Origin of the sequence: Actinomadura terrae (assembly GCF_022751215.1) — a bacterium.
Taxonomy (GTDB): Bacteria; Actinomycetota; Actinomycetes; order Streptosporangiales; family Streptosporangiaceae; genus Spirillospora; species Spirillospora terrae.
This window is the reverse complement of the sequence record NZ_JAICDG010000001.1, coordinates 899,898-920,594: the sequence shown is the minus strand read 5'-3', so window position 1 is coordinate 920,594 and position 20,697 is coordinate 899,898. Positions and strand designations below refer to the sequence as shown.

The window sequence follows — 20,697 nt, the reverse complement described above, 5'->3', positions numbered from 1 at the left end:
GGGCCTGATGGCGGTAAGACCCGGTTCACGCGCGCGGGACGTTTCACGCGTGCCGATCGGGTAGGGGATGGCACATGCGCGGCGAGTCCGGAAACTCCCAGAAACCCGGCATTCCGAGGCTCGGTCGAATACCGATCCTGGACATATCCCCCCTGGTGGAGGGCGGTACATGGCCCGCCAAGGCGGTGGCGGGCGAGACCATCGACGTGAGCGCCACGGTGTTCCGCGAGGGGCACGAGATGCTGGGCGCGGCCGTGGTGCTGCGAACACCCGACGGCGAGGAGCTGCCGGGCGCCCGGATGAGCGAGATCGGCCACGGCCTGGACCGCTGGACGGCGCGGGTGACGCCGACCGAGCCCGGCACGTGGGCGTTCCGCGTCGAGGCGTGGGGCGACCCGGTCGCGCACTGGCGGCACGACGCCGAGATCAAGGTGCCGCGCGGCCAGGACGTCGAGCTGGTGCTGACCGAGGGCGCGCTGCTGTTCGCGCGGGCGGCCGAGGGCCTCCCGAGCAAGGACCGTGCCACGCTGGACCGCCTCGCCCGCCATCTCGCCGACGAGACCGTCCCGGTGCCGGAGCGGATGGAGGCCACCCGCGACCCCGACGTGCTGGAGGCCGTGGAGCGCTATCCGCTGCGCGACCTGCTGACCGTCACCGACTGGTTCCCGCTGGTCGTGCACCGGCAGCGTGCGCTGTTCGGGTCCTGGTACGAGTTCTTCCCGCGTTCGGAGGGCGCGTCGTTCGACCCGATGGGACGGCGCGGCCCGATGTCGGGAACGCTCCGGACCGCGATGAAGCGGCTGCCCGCGATCGCCGAGATGGGGTTCGACGTGGTGTACCTGCCGCCGATCCACCCGACCGGCACCACGAACCGCAAGGGCCCCAACAACACGCTGGACCCCGGGCCGTACGACCCCGGAACCCCCTGGGCGATCGGCTCCCCGGACGGCGGCCACGACGCCGTCCACCCCGACCTCGGCACGCTGGACGACTTCGACGCCTTCGTCGAGTACGCGAACGGCCAGGGCATCGAAGTGGCGCTGGATCTGGCGTTGCAGTGCTCGCCGGACCACCCCTGGGTGAGCGAGCATCCCGAATGGTTCACCGTGCGCGCGGACGGGACCATCGCCTACGCCGAGAACCCGCCCAAGAAGTACCAGGACATCTATCCCCTCAACTTCGACAAGGACTTCGAGGGGCTGGCCGCCGAGGTGCGGCGGATCGTCTTCCACTGGATCGACCACGGCGTCCGCATCTTCCGCGTCGACAACCCGCACACCAAGCCGGTCCTGTTCTGGGAATGGCTCCTGGCCGAGGTGCACGCCACCCACCCCGACGTGCTGTTCCTCGCCGAGGCCTTCACCCGGCCCGCCATGATGCACACGCTCGCCAAGATCGGGTTCCACCAGTCCTACACCTACTTCACCTGGCGGAACTCCTCCGACGAGCTGCGCGAGTACATGACCGAGCTCACCGGGCCCGCCGCCGCGTACATGCGGCCGAACTTCTTCACCAACACCCCCGACATCCTGCACGAGTACCTTCAGCACGGCGGCAGGCCCGCCTTCGTCATCCGCGCCGTTCTCGCCGCCCTGCTCTCACCGACCTGGGGCATCTACTCGGGCTACGAACTGTATGAGAACGTCCCGGTCCGGCCGGGCAGCGAGGAATACCGCGACTCGGAGAAGTACCAGTACCGGCCCCGCGACTGGGACACCGCCGACAGCCTGGCTCCGCTGATCACCCGGCTCAACGCCCTCCGCGCCGCGCATCCGGCGCTCCAGCAGCTTCGCGATCTGCATTTCCACGCCATCGACCAGCCCGAGTTCCTGGCCTTCTCGAAACGGCACGCGGACGACGTCGTCCTGGTCATCGTCAACCTCAATCCGCACCAGGCCCGCGAGGCCACCGTCCATCTGGACCTGCCCGCGCTCGGCCTTCCCGACGACCCCGACCGGCCCTTCACCGTCACCGACCACCTGGACGGCGCCGCCTACACCTGGCGGCGGTCCAACTACGTGCGACTGGATCCACACGTGCAGCCCGCGCACATCCTCACGTTCGGAGAGTGAGAAGAGTTGAGCGGAACCCACGAGCCGCCCCCGCCCACCGAGATTCCCCAGGAGGCCCTGCCGTCCGTCTCCGAACCGGTCGCGGACGCATTCCGTACCGAGACGCCGCGTGATCCGCACTGGTTCAAAACGGCGGTGTTCTACGAAGTGTCGGTCCGCGGGTTCGCCGATTCCAACGGCGACGGCTACGGCGACCTGCGCGGCCTGATCAACAAACTCGACCACCTGCAATGGCTGGGCATCGACTGCCTCTGGCTGCTGCCCATCTACCAGTCACCACTGCGCGACGGCGGCTACGACATCGCCGACTACACCACGATCCTCCCCGACTTCGGCGACCTGGGCGACTTCGTCGACCTCATCGAGGAGGCCCACACCCGCGGCATCCGCGTCATCGCCGACCTGGTCATGAACCACACCTCCGACGCCCACCCCTGGTTCCAGGCCTCCCGCACCGACCCCGACGGGCCCTACGGCGACTTCTACACCTGGAGCGACACCGACACCGGCTACCCCGAAGCCCGCATCATCTTCGTCGACACCGAGACCTCCAACTGGACGTTCGACCCGGTGCGCGGCCAGTACTACTGGCACCGCTTCTTCTCCCACCAACCCGACCTCAACTACGACAACCCCGCCGTCCAGGACGCCATGCTGGAGGTCCTGCGGTTCTGGCTCGACCTCGGGATCGACGGGTTCCGGTTGGACGCCGTCCCCTACCTGTACGCCCGCGAGGGCACCAACTGCGAGAACCTCCCCGAGACCCACGCCTACCTCAAACGCGTCCGCGCCGAGATCGACCGCCTCTACCCGGACCGCGTCCTGCTCGCCGAGGCCAACCAGTGGCCCGCCGACGTCGTCGCCTACTTCGGCGACCCCACCCGCGGCGGCGACGAATGCCACATGGCCTTCCACTTCCCCGTCATGCCCCGCATCTACATGGCCGTGCGCCGCGAACAGCGCTACCCCATTTCCGAGATCATGGCGCAGACCCCCACCATCCCCACCAACTGCCAATGGGGCATCTTCCTGCGCAACCACGACGAACTCACCCTGGAGATGGTCACCGACGAAGAACGCGACTACATGTACACCGAATACGCCAAAGACCCCCGCATGAAAGCCAACATCGGCATCCGCCGACGGCTCGCCCCGCTTCTGGACAACGACCGCAACCAACTCGAACTCTTCACCGCCCTCCTGCTCTCCCTCCCCGGCTCCCCGGTGCTGTACTACGGCGACGAGATCGGCATGGGCGACAACATCTGGCTCGGCGACCGCGACGCCGTCCGCACCCCCATGCAATGGACGCCCGACCGCAACGCCGGGTTCTCCCGCTGCGACCCGGCCCGCCTGTACCTGCCGGTCATCATGGACCCCATCTACGGCTACCAGGCCGTCAACGTCGAGGCCCAGGCCGACAACCCCGGCTCCCTCCTGCACTGGACCCGCACCATGATCGAGATCCGCCAGCGCCATCCCGTCTTCGGCGTCGGCACCTACAACGAACTCTCCGCCTCCAACCCCTCCGTCCTCGCCTTCACCCGCGAGATCGACAACGGGGACGCCAACCAGTGGGGCGGCGCCGACACCGTCCTCTGCGTGAACAACCTCTCGCGTTTTCCGCAGCCGGTGGAACTGGACCTCCGGCGTTTCCACGGCTCCACCCCGATCGAATGCATGGGCGGCGTGCAGTTCCCCGCGATCGGTGAACTCCCCTATCTGCTGACGCTCCCCGGCCACGGCTTCTACTGGTTCGTGCTGCCCCCGTCGCCGGACGACTCCGACGGCCCGGAATTCCCGTACTCCCCGAACGGAAAGGCGGTGTAGCCATGCAGCCGCCCGGCCACTCGGTGGTGCGCCTGCTGGAGGGATGGCTGCCCCGGCAGCGCTGGTTCGGCGGCAAGCACATCCCCATCGACGGCATCACGATCGGCACCGCCACCGAACTCCACCCCGGCGACCCCGCTCTCCACCACCTCGTCCTCGACGTCCGCCAGGACACCACCACCGACCACTACCAGCTCCTCCTCGGCACCCGCCGCGACCTCCCCGACCGGCTGCGGCCCCACGCGATCGGACGGCTGCCCGGCCTCGGCCACATCTACGACGCCGCGCACGACCCGGAGCTGACCCGCCCGCTGCTGGAGCACCTCGCCGGGCGGAGCACGATCGGCCCGCTGCGGTTCCGCGCCGCGCCCAGCGCCGAGATCAGGGCGGACCTGGACGGCGTGCCCGTGTCGGCCGAGCAGAGCAACACGTCCCTCATCTACGGCGGGGCCTACATCTGCAAGCTGTTCCGGCGCCTGTCCCCCGGCGTGAACCCCGACCTGGAGATCAACCTCGCGCTGACGCGCGCGGGCTGCGCGCACGTCCCGGCGGTGCACGGCTGGATCGAGCTGGAGCCGGACCAGGGCATGAGCGCGGACGGCGAGCCGGTCACGCTCGCGCTGCTGTCGGAGTTCCTGCCCACCGCGACGGACGGCTGGAGCCTCGCGCTCACCAGCGTCCGCGACTGGTACGCCACCGCGCCCGACACCGCACCCGACACCGCGCCCGACACCGCACTCGGCGTGACTCCGGACGCCGCCGGGGGCGACTTCGCGGCGGAGGCCGAGCGGCTCGGCGCCGCCACCGCGCAGGTGCACCGCGACCTCGCGGCGGCGTTCGGCGTGACGCCCGCGCCCGCCGGAGAGGTGCGCACGCTGGTCCGGGGGATGATCGAGCAGCTCGACCAGGTCGGCGCCGCCGTCCCCGCCCTGCGCCCGCACGCCCCGGCGATCCGCGCGGCGTTCGAGCAGGCCGAGGCGGAGGCGACCGGGCAGGCGGACGCGCCGCCGCTGCCCTACCAGCGCGTCCACGGCGACTACCACCTCGGTCAGGTGCTGCGCACCGGGACGGGCTGGGTGGTGCTGGACTTCGAGGGCGAACCCGCCCGCACCCCCGGCGAACGCCGCGCGCTCGCCCACCCGCTCCGCGACGTCGCCGGAATGCTGCGCTCCTTCGAGTACGCGGCGCGGTTCCTGCTCATGGGCGAGGACACCGGGCCTCCCGAGGTGGCGGGCGCGCTGGAGCTCCGCGCGCAGGCGTGGGCGGAACGCAACCGGGACGCGTTCTGCGCGGGCTACGTCGCGGGCGGCGGCGCCGACCCGGCCGGGCACGCGGCGCTGCTGCGGGCGTTCGAGCTGGACAAGGCCGTCTACGAAGTCCGCTACGAGGCGCGTAACCGGCCGTCCTGGGTGAGCGTGCCGCTCCGGTCGCTGGCCCGCCTCGCGGGCTGACCGACTCGGAGGCGCATCCGCATCACAGGTCGATGGAGTAGTCGAGGACGACGCGGTCGGCGGGGAGCACGATGTCGCGACACACCTCCATGACCGTGGCGCGCGAGAGCATCCGCCGTGTGATCGCCAGGACCGGGACGCCGCCGGTCAGCCGCAGCGTCTCGGCCTCCTCCGGCGTCGGCATCCGCGAGCGCACCGCCTCCTCCACCCGCGTCGGCGGATGACCCAGATAGGCGAGCTGGGCCAGCGTCCCGCCCGGCCACGGCTCCCGCGCCGGATCGCTGACGGGCGTGTCGCCCACCAGGTCCCACGGCAGGAAGTTCACCGAGATCTGCTGCGGCTCATCGCGGGCGTGGAAGACGAACCGGCGGCGCAGCAGCTCGGTCCCGGTCGGCAGCTCGAACAGCGCGCCCAACTCCGCGTCCGCGCGCACACGGCTGAACTCCTTGTCGAGCCGGTACTCCTCCCACGTGATCCGCTGGTCGCGGGTGAACGCGGTCTCGGGCACCGCCAGCGGCCTGGCGACCGCCCGGTACCGGTCCATGGCGACGCGGCGCGCCGGCGGGACGACCCGCACGACGGTGCCGCCGCCCCGCCGGGTCTCGACGAGGCCCTCCTGGCGCAGCAGCGCGACGGCCTGCCGCACGACGATCTCCGAGACGCCGTGCGACGAGCACAGCTCGACCATGGTCGGCAGCCGCGTTCCTTGCGGAAGGCTGCCGTCCCGGATGCCCTCGCGCAGCGTGTCGGCGATGCGCAGGTAGGCGGGACGGTCCGGCACCGGCGTCACCTCCCCTTCGTTCGACGCGGCGTTCGATCCTGACCGGCCTCCCACTCTCATCCATACCTTCCTGGCGCTATCTCAGGGGGGACGGTCCGCTTACGGACAGCTTGACACCTGTTTAACCGAGTAAGACTTTTGTATACAGAAGAGCCACCTCGGGGAAAGGACGACCTTGATGGGCGACTTCGAGGATCGGAAGGCGGCCATCGAGAGCGACTTCCCCGGCTGGCAGGTGTGGCGCAGCGACGCCGGCCGCTGGTACGCCACCCGCAGCACCGACCTGACGGACGCCCAACTCCAGGCCGGATACGCGATGACCGTGGCCGCCGACGACGCGGCGGGGCTCCGCGAGCTCCTGCTCGACCAGAAGCGCGAGGAGGAGTGAGACCGCGCCGGGCCCGCGGAGGGCAGCCGGGAGCGCGGCGCGCCCCGGTTCGCGGGCCGGATTTGGCCGGTTCGGGACGAACCGGTACGGAAGGTACCTATGGCGTTGAGGTGACACTGGAGTGATGACCGGGGCGGTGGGGTCGATGTCACCGCCGGGTCCGTGAGCGTGGCCGCACGGACGGCACATTCGGCGCGACCCCAAAACAATGAGTCGTGGCGCCCGTGCGGCCGCAATATTCTCCGCTGAGAATCTCATCCACCCGCAAGGGTTCCATCGCCGTCCGCGTGAGACGTGAGCGCAATCTCCTCGAAACGGGTCGCCGTGCCGCGTGAGAGCGGCCGATCTCCGGGCAACACCCCCTACTGAGGAACATCAGCATCAGCGGACGAGGAGGCCATGACGCCATGGCACGGGTGACGCGCGAGGAGATCGAGCGGCTCGTCGGAGGTGACCACCACGATCCGCACGGGGTCCTTGGAGCCCATCCCGGGCGTGACGGCGTCACCGTCCGGGTGCTGCGGCCGCTCGCCGAACACGTCGAGGTGGTGCTGCCGAACGGCGACCGGTACCCGCTGCGCCACGTCCACGAGGGCGTCTTCGCCGGGACGCTGCCGGACGGCGCCTCGCTCGCGGGCGACGACCCCGCCCGCGCGCCGCTCGCGGTCCCCGACTACCGGCTCGCGGTCACCTACGCCGACGGCGTCGAGACGATCCAGGACGACCCGTACCGGCACGTGCCCACGCTCGGCGAACTCGACCTGCACCTGATCGGTGAGGGACGGCACGAGGAGCTGTGGCGGGCGCTCGGCGCGCAGCCGCGCGGCTACGCGTCCGCGTTCGGGCCGGTGGACGGCACCGGGTTCGCGGTGTGGGCGCCGACCGCGCGCGGCGTGCGCGTCGTCGGCGACTTCAACCACTGGGACGGCCGCGCGCACCCGATGCGCTCGCTCGGCTCCACCGGCGTCTGGGAGCTGTTCGTGCCCGGCGTCGGCGACGGCGATCGCTACAAGTTCGAGATCCTCGGCGCGGACGGCGTGTGGCGCGCCAAGGCCGACCCGATGGCCCGGGCCACCGAGCAGCCCCCGGCGACGGCGTCCCGCGTGTTCACCTCGTCCTACGAGTGGCGCGACGCCGAGTGGATGGACGCGCGCAAGGAACGCGACTGGCTGCGCGAGCCGATGAGCGTGTACGAGGTGCACCTGGGCTCGTGGCGGCCCGGCCTCGGCTACCGCGAGCTCGCCGTGGAGCTGACCGAGTACGTGCGCGACATGGGGTTCACGCACGTGGAGCTGCTGCCCATCGCGGAGCACCCGTACGGGCCGTCCTGGGGCTACCAGGTCACGTCCTACTACGCGCCGACCTCGCGGTTCGGCTCACCGGACGACTTCCGGCACCTGGTGGACGAGCTGCACCGCGCGGGCATCGGCGTCATCGTCGACTGGGTGCCCGCCCACTTCCCCAAGGACGAGTGGGCCCTGGCCCGCTTCGACGGCACCGCCCTGTACGAGCACGAGGACCCCGCGCGCGGCGAGCACCCCGACTGGGGCACGCTCGTGTTCAACTACGGCCGCGCCGAGGTCCGCAACTTCCTGGTGGCCAACGCCTCGTACTGGCTGGAGGAGTTCCACGTCGACGGCCTGCGCGTGGACGCCGTCGCGTCCATGCTCTACCTCGACTACTCCCGCAACGAGGGCGAGTGGACGCCGAACATCTACGGCGGCCGCGAGAACCTGGAGGCCATCTCGTTCCTCCAGGAGATGAACGCGACCGTCTACAAGCGCAACCCCGGCGTGGTCACGATCGCCGAGGAGTCGACGGCGTGGCCGGGCGTGTCCCGTCCCACCCACCTCGGCGGGCTCGGGTTCGGGTTCAAGTGGAACATGGGCTGGATGCACGACACGCTCGAATACCTGCGGCACGAGCCGGTGTTCCGGTCCTACCACCACGGCGAGATCACGTTCTCGCTGGTGTACGCGTTCTCGGAGAACTACGTGCTGCCGCTGTCGCACGACGAGGTCGTCCACGGCAAGGGGTCGCTGCTGAGCAAGACGCCGGGCGACACCTGGCAGCGGTTCGCCGGGCTGCGCGCGCTGCTCGCCTACATGTGGTCGCATCCCGGCAAGCAGCTGCTGTTCATGGGCCAGGAGTTCGGCCAGGGCGCCGAGTGGGCCGAGGAGCGCCCGCTGGACTGGTGGCTGCTCGACAACGCCGCCGAGGGCGCCCACCACCTCGGGCTCCAGCGGCTCGTCCGCGAGCTGAACCGCGCCTACCGGGCCGAGCCCGCGCTGTGGACGAGCGACGGCGACCACGAGGGCTTCCGCTGGATCGACGGCAACGACGCGAGCGGCAACACGCTCTCCTACCTGCGCTTCGGGACGTCCCGCACCGACGGCCCGCCGGTGCTCGCCTGCGTCGTCAACTTCTCGGGCGCCCCGCACGAGGGCTACCGGCTCGGCCTGCCCCGCGAGGGCGGCTGGCGCGAGGTCCTCAACACCGACGCCTACGAGTACGGCGGCAGCGGCGTCGGCAACCTCGGCCGCGTCGAGGCGGAGGCGGAGCCGTGGCACGGGCTGCCCGCGTCGGCGGTGCTGCGCGTCCCGCCGCTCGGCGCGATCTGGCTCGCCCCCGAGGACGGCCCGCCCGGCCGTTAGAGTGATCGGATGACCGTCGCGCAGCGTCTCCACATCGTCCCGTCGCAGTTCATGGTGGAGCATCTGCCGAACGCGACGTTCCCCGAGGACGACGAGTGGGTCGCGCTGGTGCGCGCCCCCGAGGGCCTCACCGTGATCCGGGACGCCTCGCCGTACGCGGATGCGGAACGCTGGGTCGGCTTCTACAGCGGGGCCGACCCGCACGGCGTCGACGTCCCCGGCATGCTGGCGGCGCTCGTCGGGCCGCTGGCCGAGGCGGGCGTCCCGGTCTTCGTCGCCTCCACCTACCACGCCGACCTGGTGCTGGTGCCCGAGCACCGCCAGAAGGACGCCGTCGAGGCCCTCACCGGCGCCGGGCACCGCATCGTCTCCTAGCCCACCGCACCGGCGCCTAGCGCAGGCGGTCCAGGAGCCAGCGGGGGCCGACGACGGCGGCACCGGCCGCCGCGCAGCGGGCGCGGAGCTCGCGGTCGGCGGTCACGACGAGGTGGACGACGTCCGGACGCGGGTCCGCGAGCAGCCCCACGATGTGGTCGTCGCCGCTGCCGGGCGCCGCCACGACCCGCACCCCGCCGGGCCCGGACGGCTCGTCCGCGACCCGGCGCGCCGCGCCCTCGACCACCAGCACGACCTCGGGGAACGTCCGGTCGAACGGGACGCCCGGCACGCCCCCGACGCCCCGCGCCAGCACCGCCAGGTCGTCGCGGAGGCGGGCGTTGGCCCCCGCGCGGTCCTTCCACCAGCCGTCCGCGCGGGCGCCGACGACGTTCGCCGCGTCCACGACGAGGACGAGGCCCTTCATCGCGTCCCGCAGCCAGGTCCAGGAGCGTTCGAACGGGGCGAAGAGGTCGCGGTCCTCGACCTCCTCGGCGCGCACCCACTCCGCGCCCTGCGTCTCCCGCGAGGCGGGCCGGACCTCCACCCGCTCCGGCACGGCCGCGATCACCGACGTGAACGCCCAGCCGCCGTGGTCCTCGACGCTGGTGCCCCGCACGACCACGTCGTCCGGGGAGAGCGTGCTCTCCTCGGAGACCTCCCGAAGCGCGCCGGACACGACGTCCTCGCCGCTGTTCAGTGCGCCGCCGAACATCCCCCACGTCCCGCCGCCGAGACCCCACAGCGCGCGATGTTGCAACAGCACCCAGACCTGCCCGCCGGGGTCGCGGTGGTAGGCGAGCAGCCCCGAGGCGCCGAACTTGCCCCAGTGCGTATGGCCCTGCCCGCATCGCGCCCAGCCGTCCCCGTCACCGCCGTCCCCATGCTCCATACGGCCTCCCATACGGCGACGATAGCGGGGGTGCGGACTCCGGCCAGGTCCCCGGTCGCCAGCGCATAGGCTGGTGCCATGGTGGATCCCGGTACGGTCGTCAACGTCATCAAGCAGGCCCGGGAGCGGCGGACGGCACCGCTGATCCTGGAGCTGGACCTCACCGAGGGAATCGTGGAGACCGCGCCCGCGGACCCGATCTCGGCGATCATGTCCATGCGCCGCACGAGCCTGCGCGACGTCCTGGACGGGCTGCGCCGCGCCCGCTCCGACGCCCGGGTCCGCGCGCTCGTCGTGAAGGTGACCGGCGGGGTCGGGCTGGCGCTCGCGCAGGAGCTGCGCGAGGCCGTGCAGGCGTTCCGCGAGGCGGGCAAGCTCACCGTCGCGTGGGCGGAGACGTTCGGCGAGAGCGGGCGCGGCACCGTCCCGTTCTATCTGGCGACCGGCTTCGAGAAGGTGTACCTCCAGCCGACCGGCGAGGTCGGGCTGACCGGCGTGGCGCTGGAGGAGCCGTTCTTCGCGGGCGCGCTGGAGAAGCTCGGCGTCCAGCCGCGGTTCGCCAAGCGGCACGAGTACAAGACGATGGCCAACACGTTCATGGAGCGCGCCTACACGCCCGAGCACGAGGAGTCGTCCCGGCGGCTCGTCGCCTCGATCGGCGAGCAGATCACCGCGGGCGTCGCCGCCGCGCGGAACCTGCCCGAGGAGCGCGTCCGCGAGCTGACCGACCGGGGCCCGCTGCTGGCCGACGAGGCGCTGGAGGAGGGCCTGGTCGACCGGCTCGGCTACCGCGACGAGGTGTACGCCGACCTGCGCGAGGAGTTCGGCGAGTCGGCGCAGCTGCGCTACGTGGCCCGCTACGGCCGCTCACACGGCCTCGCCCGCCGCATCCCCCAGCCCGGCAAGCAGGACGTGGTCGCGCTCATCAACGGGCACGGCCCGATCCGGCTCGGCCGCAGCGGGCGCGGCGGCCCGCTGCCGAACTCCGGGCCCGCGATGGGCTCGGACACCGTCGGCGCCGCGTTCCGCGCCGCCATTAAGGACGACCGGGTCAAGGCGATCGTGTTCCGCGTCAACAGCCCCGGCGGCTCCGCCGTCGCCTCCGACGCGATCTGGCGCGAGGTGACGCTGGCCCGCCGCGCGGGCAAGCCGGTGATCGTGTCGATGGGCGACGTCGCCGCGTCCGGCGGGTACTACGTCGCGATGGGCGCCGACGCGATCGTCGCGCAGCCCGGCACGATCACCGGCTCGATCGGCGTCGTCGTCGGCAAGGCGGTGGTCAACGACCTGCTCGGCCGGGTCGGCGTCGGGATCGGCACGGTCGCCGACGGCGAGCACGCCCGGATCTTCAGCGCGACCAAGGACTTCAGCGACTCGGAGTGGGAGCGGATCAACGCCTCGCTCGACCGGATCTACGACGACTTCACCCGCAAGGTCGCCGAGGGCCGCGACCTGTCCCGCGAGCGCGTCCACGAGCTGGCGCGGGGCCGCGTCTGGACCGGCGCCGACGCCCGCGACCACGGCCTGGTGGACGAGCTCGGCGGCCTCGACCGCGCGCTCGAACTGGCCCGCAAGCGGTCGGGGCTGCCCGCCGACGCGCCCGTCCGCTCCTACCCGCACACCTCGCCGCTGGACCGGCTGCGCCCGCCCGAGTCCAGCGAGGACCGCACCGCCGCGTCCGCGCGGCTGGACGGCTGGGGGTCGCTGGGCGGGCTCGCGGCGCGGCTCGGGCTGCCCGCCGCCGGTCCGCTGACGCTGCCGGGGTCGTGGGAGATCCGCTGAGCGGCGACGGCGCGGACCTGGTCGGGTCGGAGTTCGTCGAGGCCGTCGCGGGGTTCGCGACCGGCGTGGTCGTGCTGACCGTCCGGGACGGCCGCGACGACCTCGGCACGACCGTCACCTCGTTCATGTCGGTGTCGCTGGAGCCGCCGATGGTGGTGGCGGGCGTGGCGTCTTCGTCCTACCTGGCGGAGGTGCTGCGCCGCCGCGACCGCTGGGCCGCGACCGTGCTGGCGGCGGGACAGCGCGCGCTGGCGGGACGGTTCGCCGCCGAGGGCCGTCCGAGCGCGCGGCTGCTGCTGGCCGCCGCCCCGCACCATCGCGGCCCCCGGTCGGACGCGCTGATCCCGGGCGGCGGGCTGGCCGCGCTCGAATGCGAGTCCCGCCAGATCGTCGAGGCGGGCGACCACACGCTGTTCGTCGCCGAGGTCCTCGCCGCCGACTATGTCGCCCGGGATGAACGGCCGCTGATCAGGGTCAACCGCCGCTACGCGACCTGAGCACCTGCCACCTGAACACCGGCCTTCCAGACCGCCGCGACCTGCGGGACGCCGGGCCGGTAGGCCAGATGGATGTGGGACGCGGCGTCCAGCGCGAGCACGTCGGCGCGCGCCCCGACCGCCAGGTGGCCGACGTCGGTGCGGCGCAGCGCGCGGGCGCCGCCCGCCGTCGCCGACCACACAGCCTCGGCCGGGGTCATGCCCATGTCCCGGACGGCCACCGCGATACAGAACGCCATGCTGGAGCTGTAGCACGAGCCCGGGTTGCAGTCGCAGGCGAGCGCGACCGTGGCGCCCGCGTCCAGGAGGCGGCGGGCGTCGGGGTAGGGCTGGCGGGTGGAGAACTCGACTCCCGGCAGCAGCGTCGCGACCGTCCGGGACGAGGCGAGCGCGTCCACGTCGGCGTCGCTGAGGAACGTGCAGTGGTCGGCGGACGCGGCGTCCAACTCCACCGCGAGCCGCACCCCCGGCCCCTCGGTGAGCTGGTTGGCGTGCACGCGCGGCGCGAGCCCCGCCGCGATCCCGGCCTCCAGCACCTCGCGGGCCTGGTCGCCGTCGAACGCGCCGCGCTCGCAGAACACGTCGATCCAGCGGGCGTACGGCGCGCAGGCGGCGAGCATGTCGGTCGCGACGTGGCGCGCGTAGCCGGAGGCGTCGCCGTCGTACTCGACCGGGACGACGTGGGCGCCGAGGAAGGTCACCTCGTCGGCCTGCTCGGCGGCGATGCGCAGCGCGCGCTCCTCCTGCTCGACCGTGAGCCCGTACCCCGACTTGCACTCCACCGTCGTCGTGCCCTGCCGCGCCATCTCGTCCAGCAGGCGGCGCAGGTTCGCGCGCAGGGCGTCGTCGGACGCGCCGCGCGTGCGCTCCACGGTCCTGCGGATGCCGCCGCCCGTGTACTTCTCGCCGCTCATCCGCGCCGCGAACTCCTCGGCCCGCTCCCCGGCGAACACCAGGTGCGCGTGCGAGTCGACGAACCCGGGCAGGACGGCCCGCCCGGCGGCGTCGAACGCCGTGTCGGCGGCCGGGGCATCGGACGCGGGGCCGGTCCACGCGACCACACCCTCCTCGATCACCAGCGCGGCGTCGCGCAGGATGCCCAGGGCCCCCTCGCCCGCGCCGGGCTCGTTGGTGACCAGTTCCCCGATGTTGGTGATGACGGTGCTGGTGGTGGAAGAGGAGGTGCTCACTCGCGACAGGATGTCACGCTCCGATCGGTCGGTTCTCATCCGGTCACCGCCGCGATCGACGCGGCGAGCGCGGCGGGGACGTCGTCGACCAGCAGGTGCCGTCCGTCCTCCACGATCGGGCGGCCGGAGACCACCACGTGCCGGACGTCGGCGGCGGTCGCGGCGAACACGGCCGCCTCGGCGGCGTGCGCGGGCCCGGCGCCGGCCGTCCGGACCGAGTCGAGGTCCACGGTGACGAGGTCGGCGTAGGCGCCCGGCTCCAGCCGTCCCGCCTCGGGCCAGCCGAGCGCGGAGTGCCCGGCGGACGTGGCGGTGGTGATCAGCTCCCCGGCCGTCCAGTGGCCGCGGGCGCGGGTGCGCAGCCGCTCGTCCAGCTCGACGGCACGGGCCTCCTCGAACAGGTCGACGACCGCGTGCTGGTCGGAGCCGAGGCAGATCGGGGACCCGGCGCCCGCGAGGTCGCGGGCCGGGCCGATGCCGTCGGCGAGGTCGCGTTCGGTGGTCGGGCACATGCACACGCCGGTCATCGTGGCGCCGAGCAGGCCGATGTCGTCGTCGGTGAGGTGGGTGGCGTGGACCGCGGTGGTCAGCGCGCCGAGCGCGCCCGCCTCGGCGAGGAGCCGGGTGGGTGTCATGCCGTAGGCGTCCAGGCAGGCGCTGTTCTCGGCGGGCTGCTCCGACAGGTGGACGTGCAGCGGCGCCCGGCGCTCGGCGGCCCACGCCGCCACGGCGCGGAGCTGCTCGCGCGGCACCGCGCGGACGGAGTGGATCGCCGCGCCGACTCGCGCGTGCGGGCGGCCCTCCTTGCCCACCCGGTCGTGCAGGCTGCCGACGCGGCGCGCCCAGTTGCCCGCCGTGCCGTCGCCGAAGCGCAGCTGCGGGCCCTTGAGCGGCTCGCCGATGCCGCCGGCCAGGTAGCAGGTGTCCAGCAGCGTGATCCGGACGCCCGCGTCGGCGGCGGCGGCGATCAGCGCCTCGCCCATCGCGTTGGGCTCGCCGTAGGGGTCGCCGCCCGGCCGGTGGTGCAGGTAGTGGAACTCGCCGACGCAGCTGATCCCCGCGAGGGCCATCTCGGCGAACGCGGCGGTGGCGAGCGCGCGGTAGGACTCGGGGGTCAGCCGGTCGGCGACCTTGTACATCTGGTCGCGCCACGTCCAGAACGTCCCCCGGTCTGCCTGCACGCGCGAGCGCAGCGCGCGGTGGAAGGCGTGGGAGTGGGCGTTCGCCAGGCCGGGCAGCGTGAGCCCCGGCAGGCGGCGGGCGCCCTCCGGCGGCGGGACGTCGCGGGTGACGCCGGTGATCCGCTCCCCGTCGGTCTCGATGAGCACGTCGGAGGCGACGCCGTCGCCGAGCCAGGCGAGCTGGGCATGCCATCGCATATCAGGACCCATACCCGCCCGCCAGGTCGGCCAGTACCGTGGCGAGCGCCTCGACGCCCGCCAGGCAGTCGCCGGTCTCGGCGAACTCGGCGGGCGCGTGCGAGATCCCGGTCGGGTTCCGGACGAACAGCATCGCCGCCGGAATCCGCGCCGACAGGACCCCGGCGTCGTGCCCGGCCCCCGTCGGCAGGACGGGCACGCCGCCGAGCGCCTTCCCCAGCCGGTCGCGCAGCGCGTGCTCGAACTCGACGACCGCGCTGTAGGACTCCTCCGCGAGCCCGACGTCCACCCGGTGCGCGCGGGCGGCGGCGCGGGCGGCCGCGTCGATCTCGGCGACCGTCCGGCGGACGTCGGCGTCGGCGGGGCCGCGCGCGTCCAGCCAGGCGGTGACCGACGAGGGGATCGCGTTCACCCCGCCCGGCTCGACCCTGACCTTGCCGACCGTCGCGACCGTGCCGTGGTGCTCGGCGGCCTCGCGCGCGGCGAGGACCATGCTCGCGAACGGCAGCATCGGGTCGCGTCGGTCGGCGAGCAGCGTCGTCCCGGCGTGGTTGCCCTCGCCGGTGAAGTCGAACCGCCACCGCCCGTGCGGGACGATCGCGCTCGCCACCCCGACGGGCTCGTGCAGCGCGCGGCCCTGCTCGACGTGCAGCTCGACGTAGCAGCCGATGCGGGAGAGCAGGCCCTCGTCCGGGCCGATCGCGTCCGGATCGAGCCCGGCCGAGTGCATGACCTCGGCGAACGTGCGCCCGTCCGCATCGGTGAGCCCGCGGGCCCGCTCCGGGTCGATCGCCCCGGCCAGCAGCCGCGAGCCGAGGCAGGCCACCCCGAACCGGGCGCCCTCCTCCTCGACGAACGCGCCGATCCCGATCGGCCGCGCGAGCCGGACGCCCCGCTCCCGCAGCAGGTCGACGGCCGCGAACGCCGACACGACGCCGAGCGGCCCGTCGAACGCGCCGCCGCCGGGCACCGAGTCGAGGTGGCTCCCGGTCAGCACGGCCTCACGATCCTCCGTGCCGTCCGGGCGCCACCAGGCGATCATGTTGCCGTTGGGGTCGTGCTCGACGGCGAGGTCGCGGCGGCGCGCCTCGTCGAGGAACCAGGCGCGGCACTCCAGTTCCGGCGGCGTCCACGCGAACCGGTGGTAGCCGCCGGTCGCCGCGTCCCGCCCGATGGGCAGCAGGTCCGCCCACATCGACTCGAAGCTCACTGGCCGGGATCCCCTTATCGGTCCAGCATCGGAATGCGGACGCCGCGCTCGGCGGCGACCTCGGCGGCGCGGTCGTAGCCCGCGTCGACGTGCCGCATAACTCCGGTGCCCGGGTCGTTGGTCAGGACGCGCTGGAGCTTCTCGCCGGCCAGCGGCGTCCCGTCGGCGACGCAGACCTGCCCGGCGTGGATCGAGCGGCCGATGCCGACGCCGCCGCCGTGGTGAATCGACACCCACGTCGCGCCAGAGGCGGTGTTGAGCATGGCGTTCAGCAGCGGCCAGTCGGCGATCGCGTCGGAGCCGTCGAGCATGCCCTCGGTCTCGCGGTAGGGGCTCGCGACCGAGCCGCAGTCGAGGTGGTCGCGGCCGAGCACGAGCGGCGCGCTGATCTCACCGCGCGCGACGAGGTCGTTGAACACCTCCCCGGCCCGGTCGCGCTCGCCGTAGCCGAGCCAGCAGATCCGGGACGGCAGCCCCTGGAAGTGGACGCGCTCCCCCGCCATCCTGATCCAGCGGTTCAGCGGCTCGTTGTCGGGGAACAGGTCGAGGATCGCCTGGTCGGTGCGCGCGATGTCCTTCGGGTCGCCCGACAGCGCCGCCCACCGGAACGGGCCCTTGCCCTCGGAGAACAGCGGACGGATGTAGGCGGGCACGAACCCCGGGAAGTCGAACGCCCGCTCGTACCCGTGGAGCTGTGCCTCTCCCCGGATCGAGTTGCCGTAGTCGAACACCTCGGCGCCCGCGTCCTGGAAGCCGACCATCGCCTCGACGTGCGCGGCCATCGACGCGCGCGCCCGGTCGGTGAACGCGGCCGGGTCCTTCTCGCGCTCGGCGGCCATGTCGTCGAACTCGACGCCGCTCGGCAGGTACATCAGCGGGTCGTGCGCGCTGGTCTGGTCGGTGACGATGTCGATCGGCGCGCCCCGCCGCAGCAGCTCGGGGACGATGTCGGCGGCGTTCCCGAGCAGCCCGACCGACAGCGGCCGCCGCGCCGCCTTGGCCTCCTCGGCGAGGCGGAGCGCCTCGTCCAGCGAGTCGGCCCGCACGTCGCAGTACCGGTGCTCGACGCGCCGGTCGATCCGGGACGGGTCGCACTCGATGCAGATCGCGACGCCGCCGTTCATCGTGACGGCGAGCGGCTGCGCGCCGCCCATCCCGCCGAGCCCGGCGGTCAGCGTGATCGTCCCCGCGAGGGTCCCGCCGAACCGCTTCTCGGCGACGGCCGCGAACGTCTCGTAGGTGCCCTGGAGGATGCCCTGCGTCCCGATGTAGATCCAGGACCCGGCGGTCATCTGCCCGAACATCGTCAGGCCGAGCGACTCCAGGCGGCGGAACTCCTCCCAGTTCGCCCACTGCGGCACCAGGTTGGAGTTGGCGATCAGGACGCGCGGCGCCCACTCGTGCGTCCGGAAGATCCCGACCGGCTTGCCCGACTGGACCAGCAGCGTCTCATCGCCCTCCAGGTCGGCGAGGGAGCGGACGATGCCGTCGAAGGACTCCCAGTTGCGGGCCGCCTTCCCCGACCCGCCGTAGACGACGAGCTCCTCGGGGTGCTCGGCCACCTCCGGGTCGAGGTTGTTCTGGATCATGCGGAGCGCGGCCTCCTGCGGCCAGCCCTTCGCGGCGGTCAGCGACGTGCCGCGCGGCGCGCGGACGGTACGGGACATGTGCGGTGCTCCTTCAGGAGAGGGGGCCGGTGACGGCCTCGGCGGCGGCGACGAGCGAGCCGTCCCGGACGAGCCGGGCGGCGGCGGCGATCTCGGGTGCGAGGTAGCGGTCGGGTCCGGGCGGCGGGACGGCCTCGCGCAGCCGGGCCACGACCGCGCCGGTGGCGGGCCCGGGACGGAGCGGGGTGCGCAGGTCGAGGGCCCGCGCGGCGGTGAGGATCTCGATCGCGACGACCTGGGTGAGGCCGTCCACGGCCCTGCGCAGCTTGCGCGCCGCGCTCCAGCCCATCGAGACGTGGTCCTCCTGCATCGCCGAGCTCGGGATCGAGTCGGCGCTCGCCGGGACCGCGAGCCGCTTCAGGTCCGAGACGATCGCGGCCTGCGTGTACTGGGCGATCATGTGGCCGGAGTCCACGCCCGGGTCGTCGGCGAGGAAGGCGGGCAGCCCCTCGGAGCGGGCCCGGTCGAGCATCCGGTCGGTGCGCCGCTCGGACATCGAGGCGACGTCGGCGGCGGGTACGGCGAGAAAGTCCAGCACGTACGCGACGGGCGCGCCGTGGAAGTTGCCGTTGGACTCGACCCGGCCGTCCGGGAGGACGACGGGGTTGTCGACGGCGGAGGCCAGCTCCCGTCCGGCGACCATCTCGGCGTGGGCGAGGGTGTCGCGCGCGGCGCCGTTCACCTGCGGGGCGCAGCGGAGCGAGTACGCGTCCTGGACGCGGGTGCAGTCGGGGCCCCGGTGCGACTCCATGATCTGCGAGTCGGCCAGCAGCGCCCGCAGGTTCGCCGCCGAGGTGGCCTGCCCCGGGTGCGGCCGCAGCTCCTGGAGATCGGCGGCGAACACGCGGTCGGTGCCGAGCAGCGCCTCCACGCTCATGGCCGCCGCGACGTCGGCGGCGGTCAGCAGCCGGTGCAGGTCGCGGATCGCGAGCACGAGCATGCCGAGCATGCCGTCCGTGCCGTTCAGCAGGGCGAGGCCCTCCTTGGCGCCGAGCGTCACCGGCTCGATCCCGGCCTCGGCGAGCGCCTCGGCGGCGGGCCGCAGCTCGCCCTTGGCGTCGCGGACCGAGCCCTCGCCGATCAGCGCGAGCGCCACGTGCGCGAGCGGGGCGAGGTCGCCGGAGCAGCCGAGGCTGCCGTGCTCGAACACCTGCGGGGTGATCCCCGCGTTGAGCAGCGCGCCGAGCGTCCGCGCGGTGACCGGCTGGACGCCCGTCCGGCCGGTGGCGAGCGTCCGCAGCCGCAGCAGCATCAGCGCCCGCACGACCTCCCGCTCGACCTCGGGCCCCGACCCGGCCGCGTGCGAGCGGACGATGTTCAGCTGGAGCCGCGCCCGCAGCTCGGGGGCGATGTGCCGGGTGGCGAGCGCCCCGAAGCCGGTCGAGACGCCGTAGACGGGCGTGGGCCTGGCCGACAGCTCCTCGATGTGCTCCCGCGCCGCCGCGACGAGCGCGAGCGACTCCTCGGTCAGCGCGACCCGCGCGCCGTCCCGCGCCACGGCCTCGACCTGCGCGAAGCTCAGCGCCTCCGGCCCGACCCGGACATCAACGTCCCCCATACCGATTCCCTACCCGGCGGGCCCGCGCCCACCGATCCGTGCCTGGCGGGCCCGTGCCCGCCGCTCCGAACCCGGCGGACGAGTGCCCGCCGATCCCATGGCCACCATTGGAACGCCCCGACCGCCCGCACAGGCAGACCCGGACCGTCCCATCTGTCTCACATACGAGACTATGGGGAGATGAGCCAGGTCCCCGCCGCCCGCCGGGCCCTCGCCGTGCTGCGCCTGCTCGCGGGCGCGCCCGGCCCGCTGCCCGCCTCGGCCATCGCCCGTTCCCTCGGTCTGCCGCGCTCCAGCGCCTACCACCTGCTGACCGCGATGGCCGAGGACGGCTTCGTCGCCTACCTGCCCGAGGAGCGCCGCTGGGGCCTCGGCGTCGGCGCGTTCGAGGTCGGCTCCGCCTACCTGCGGCACGAGCCCCTCGAACGCCTCGCCCGCCCGCTGCTGCGCCGCCTGGTGGACCGGCTCGGCGAGATCGCGCAGCTCGGCGTCCTGCACGGCGCCGAGACCCTCTACCTGCTCAAGGAGCAGCCGCCCCGGCACGCGACGCTGGTCACCGACGTCGGCGTCCGGATGCCCGCGCAGCTCACCGCGAGCGGCCTGTCGCTGCTCGCCCATCTGCCCCCGGCGCAGGTCAGGGCCCTGTTCCCGCACCCGTTCATCGACCGGACGGGACGCGGCCCCGGCACCCTGCGCGAGCTGCGCCAGGTGCTCGCGCGGGACGCCCAGCGCGGCTGGTCGGCCGAGGACGGCCACATCACCGAGGGCTTCGCCAGCATCGCCGCCTGCTCCTTCGACCACACCGGCCACCCCACCGCCGCGATCACGGTCACGTTCCGCCGCGAGGGGCATCCGCCGGAGACGTGGCCCGCGATCGCGGGCGTCGTCCGGGCGACGGCGACGTCCCTCACCACGCGCCTCACCGGCCGTCCCCCCGTCCGTTGACCGCCCCCGACCCCGCGAACAGGAAC

16 protein-coding genes are annotated in these 20,697 nt (G+C 73.3%); 9 read left to right on the top strand and 7 right to left on the bottom strand.

The window, feature by feature from the left end; all coding sequences use genetic code 11:
- The first annotated feature begins 74 nt into the window (after positions 1–74).
- Genes K2F47_RS04040 through K2F47_RS04030 form a run of 3 tightly spaced genes read left to right on the top strand, consistent with a single transcriptional unit; the run spans position 75 to position 5,353 of the window.
- The gene (locus K2F47_RS04040) at positions 75–2,072 is read left to right on the top strand and encodes an alpha-1,4-glucan--maltose-1-phosphate maltosyltransferase (RefSeq protein ID WP_242901297.1); all 1,998 of its coding nucleotides are present in this window, start codon (positions 75–77) and stop codon (positions 2,070–2,072) included.
- A gap of 57 nt (positions 2,073–2,129) precedes the next feature.
- Complete coding sequence (treS, locus tag K2F47_RS04035; RefSeq protein ID WP_242902558.1) at positions 2,130–3,902, top strand: maltose alpha-D-glucosyltransferase; 1,773 nt, start codon at positions 2,130–2,132, stop codon at positions 3,900–3,902.
- 2 nt (positions 3,903–3,904) lie between these two features.
- Positions 3,905–5,353, top strand: a complete 1,449-nt coding sequence (locus tag K2F47_RS04030; protein WP_242901296.1) for a maltokinase N-terminal cap-like domain-containing protein — start codon at positions 3,905–3,907, stop codon at positions 5,351–5,353.
- A gap of 22 nt (positions 5,354–5,375) precedes the next feature.
- On the opposite strand, the gene K2F47_RS04025 is transcribed toward K2F47_RS04030, so the two are convergent.
- Complete coding sequence (locus K2F47_RS04025) at positions 5,376–6,134, bottom strand: GntR family transcriptional regulator (RefSeq protein ID WP_242901295.1); 759 nt, start codon at positions 6,132–6,134, stop codon at positions 5,376–5,378.
- Positions 6,135–6,312: 178 nt separating this feature from the next.
- Between K2F47_RS04025 and K2F47_RS04020 the strand changes: the two genes are divergently transcribed.
- From K2F47_RS04020 to K2F47_RS04010, 3 genes are all read left to right on the top strand, one after another.
- Positions 6,313–6,522, top strand: coding sequence for a hypothetical protein (locus tag K2F47_RS04020; protein ID WP_242901294.1), 210 nt, complete (start codon positions 6,313–6,315; stop codon positions 6,520–6,522).
- Positions 6,523–6,929: 407 nt separating this feature from the next.
- Positions 6,930–9,176 (top strand): 1,4-alpha-glucan branching protein GlgB, encoded by a 2,247-nt coding sequence (glgB, locus tag K2F47_RS04015; protein WP_242901293.1) that lies wholly within the window; start codon positions 6,930–6,932, stop codon positions 9,174–9,176.
- Between the two features lie 9 nt (positions 9,177–9,185).
- The gene (locus tag K2F47_RS04010) at positions 9,186–9,551 is read left to right on the top strand and encodes an ACT domain-containing protein (protein ID WP_242901292.1); all 366 of its coding nucleotides are present in this window, start codon (positions 9,186–9,188) and stop codon (positions 9,549–9,551) included.
- Between the two features lie 16 nt (positions 9,552–9,567).
- Here the strand turns inward: K2F47_RS04010 and K2F47_RS04005 are convergent, their stop codons facing one another.
- Positions 9,568–10,443: an NUDIX domain-containing protein gene (locus tag K2F47_RS04005; protein WP_242901291.1), complete on the bottom strand. Its 876-nt coding sequence runs from the start codon at positions 10,441–10,443 to the stop codon at positions 9,568–9,570.
- Between the two features lie 78 nt (positions 10,444–10,521).
- On the opposite strand from K2F47_RS04005, the gene sppA reads away from it, so the two are divergent.
- Together sppA and K2F47_RS03995 are read left to right on the top strand one after the other, a co-directional pair.
- Complete coding sequence (gene sppA / locus K2F47_RS04000) at positions 10,522–12,225, top strand: signal peptide peptidase SppA (RefSeq protein ID WP_242901290.1); 1,704 nt, start codon at positions 10,522–10,524, stop codon at positions 12,223–12,225.
- Positions 12,210–12,722: a flavin reductase family protein gene (locus K2F47_RS03995; protein WP_242901289.1), complete on the top strand. Its 513-nt coding sequence runs from the start codon at positions 12,210–12,212 to the stop codon at positions 12,720–12,722. Before sppA ends, K2F47_RS03995 begins: the two co-directional genes overlap by 16 nt.
- Here the strand turns inward: K2F47_RS03995 and hutI are convergent.
- From hutI to hutH, 5 genes are read right to left on the bottom strand one after another with little or no spacing between them, the layout of a single operon-like run.
- Entirely contained in the window at positions 12,710–13,912 is a 1,203-nt protein-coding gene (hutI, locus tag K2F47_RS03990; protein ID WP_242901288.1) for an imidazolonepropionase, read from the bottom strand. The two genes, K2F47_RS03995 and hutI, sit on opposite strands and share 13 nt — an antisense overlap.
- Positions 13,913–13,947: 35 nt before the next feature.
- On the bottom strand, positions 13,948–15,291 hold the full coding sequence (locus K2F47_RS03985; protein WP_242901287.1) for a formimidoylglutamate deiminase: 1,344 nt from the start codon (positions 15,289–15,291) through the stop codon (positions 13,948–13,950).
- 1 nt (position 15,292) lies between these two features.
- Entirely contained in the window at positions 15,293–16,501 is a 1,209-nt protein-coding gene (locus K2F47_RS03980; protein ID WP_242901286.1) for an allantoate amidohydrolase, read from the bottom strand.
- A gap of 14 nt (positions 16,502–16,515) precedes the next feature.
- Complete coding sequence (hutU, locus tag K2F47_RS03975; protein ID WP_242901285.1) at positions 16,516–18,168, bottom strand: urocanate hydratase; 1,653 nt, start codon at positions 18,166–18,168, stop codon at positions 16,516–16,518.
- 13 nt (positions 18,169–18,181) lie between these two features.
- Entirely contained in the window at positions 18,182–19,726 is a 1,545-nt protein-coding gene (gene hutH, locus K2F47_RS03970) for a histidine ammonia-lyase (protein ID WP_242901284.1), read from the bottom strand.
- 180 nt (positions 19,727–19,906) lie between these two features.
- Here hutH and K2F47_RS03965 point away from each other — a divergent pair, with 180 nt between their 5' ends.
- Positions 19,907–20,671 carry an IclR family transcriptional regulator gene (locus tag K2F47_RS03965; protein ID WP_242901283.1) on the top strand — a complete coding sequence of 255 codons (765 nt, stop codon included), beginning with the start codon at positions 19,907–19,909 and terminating at the stop codon, positions 20,669–20,671.
- Positions 20,672–20,697 lie beyond the last annotated feature (26 nt).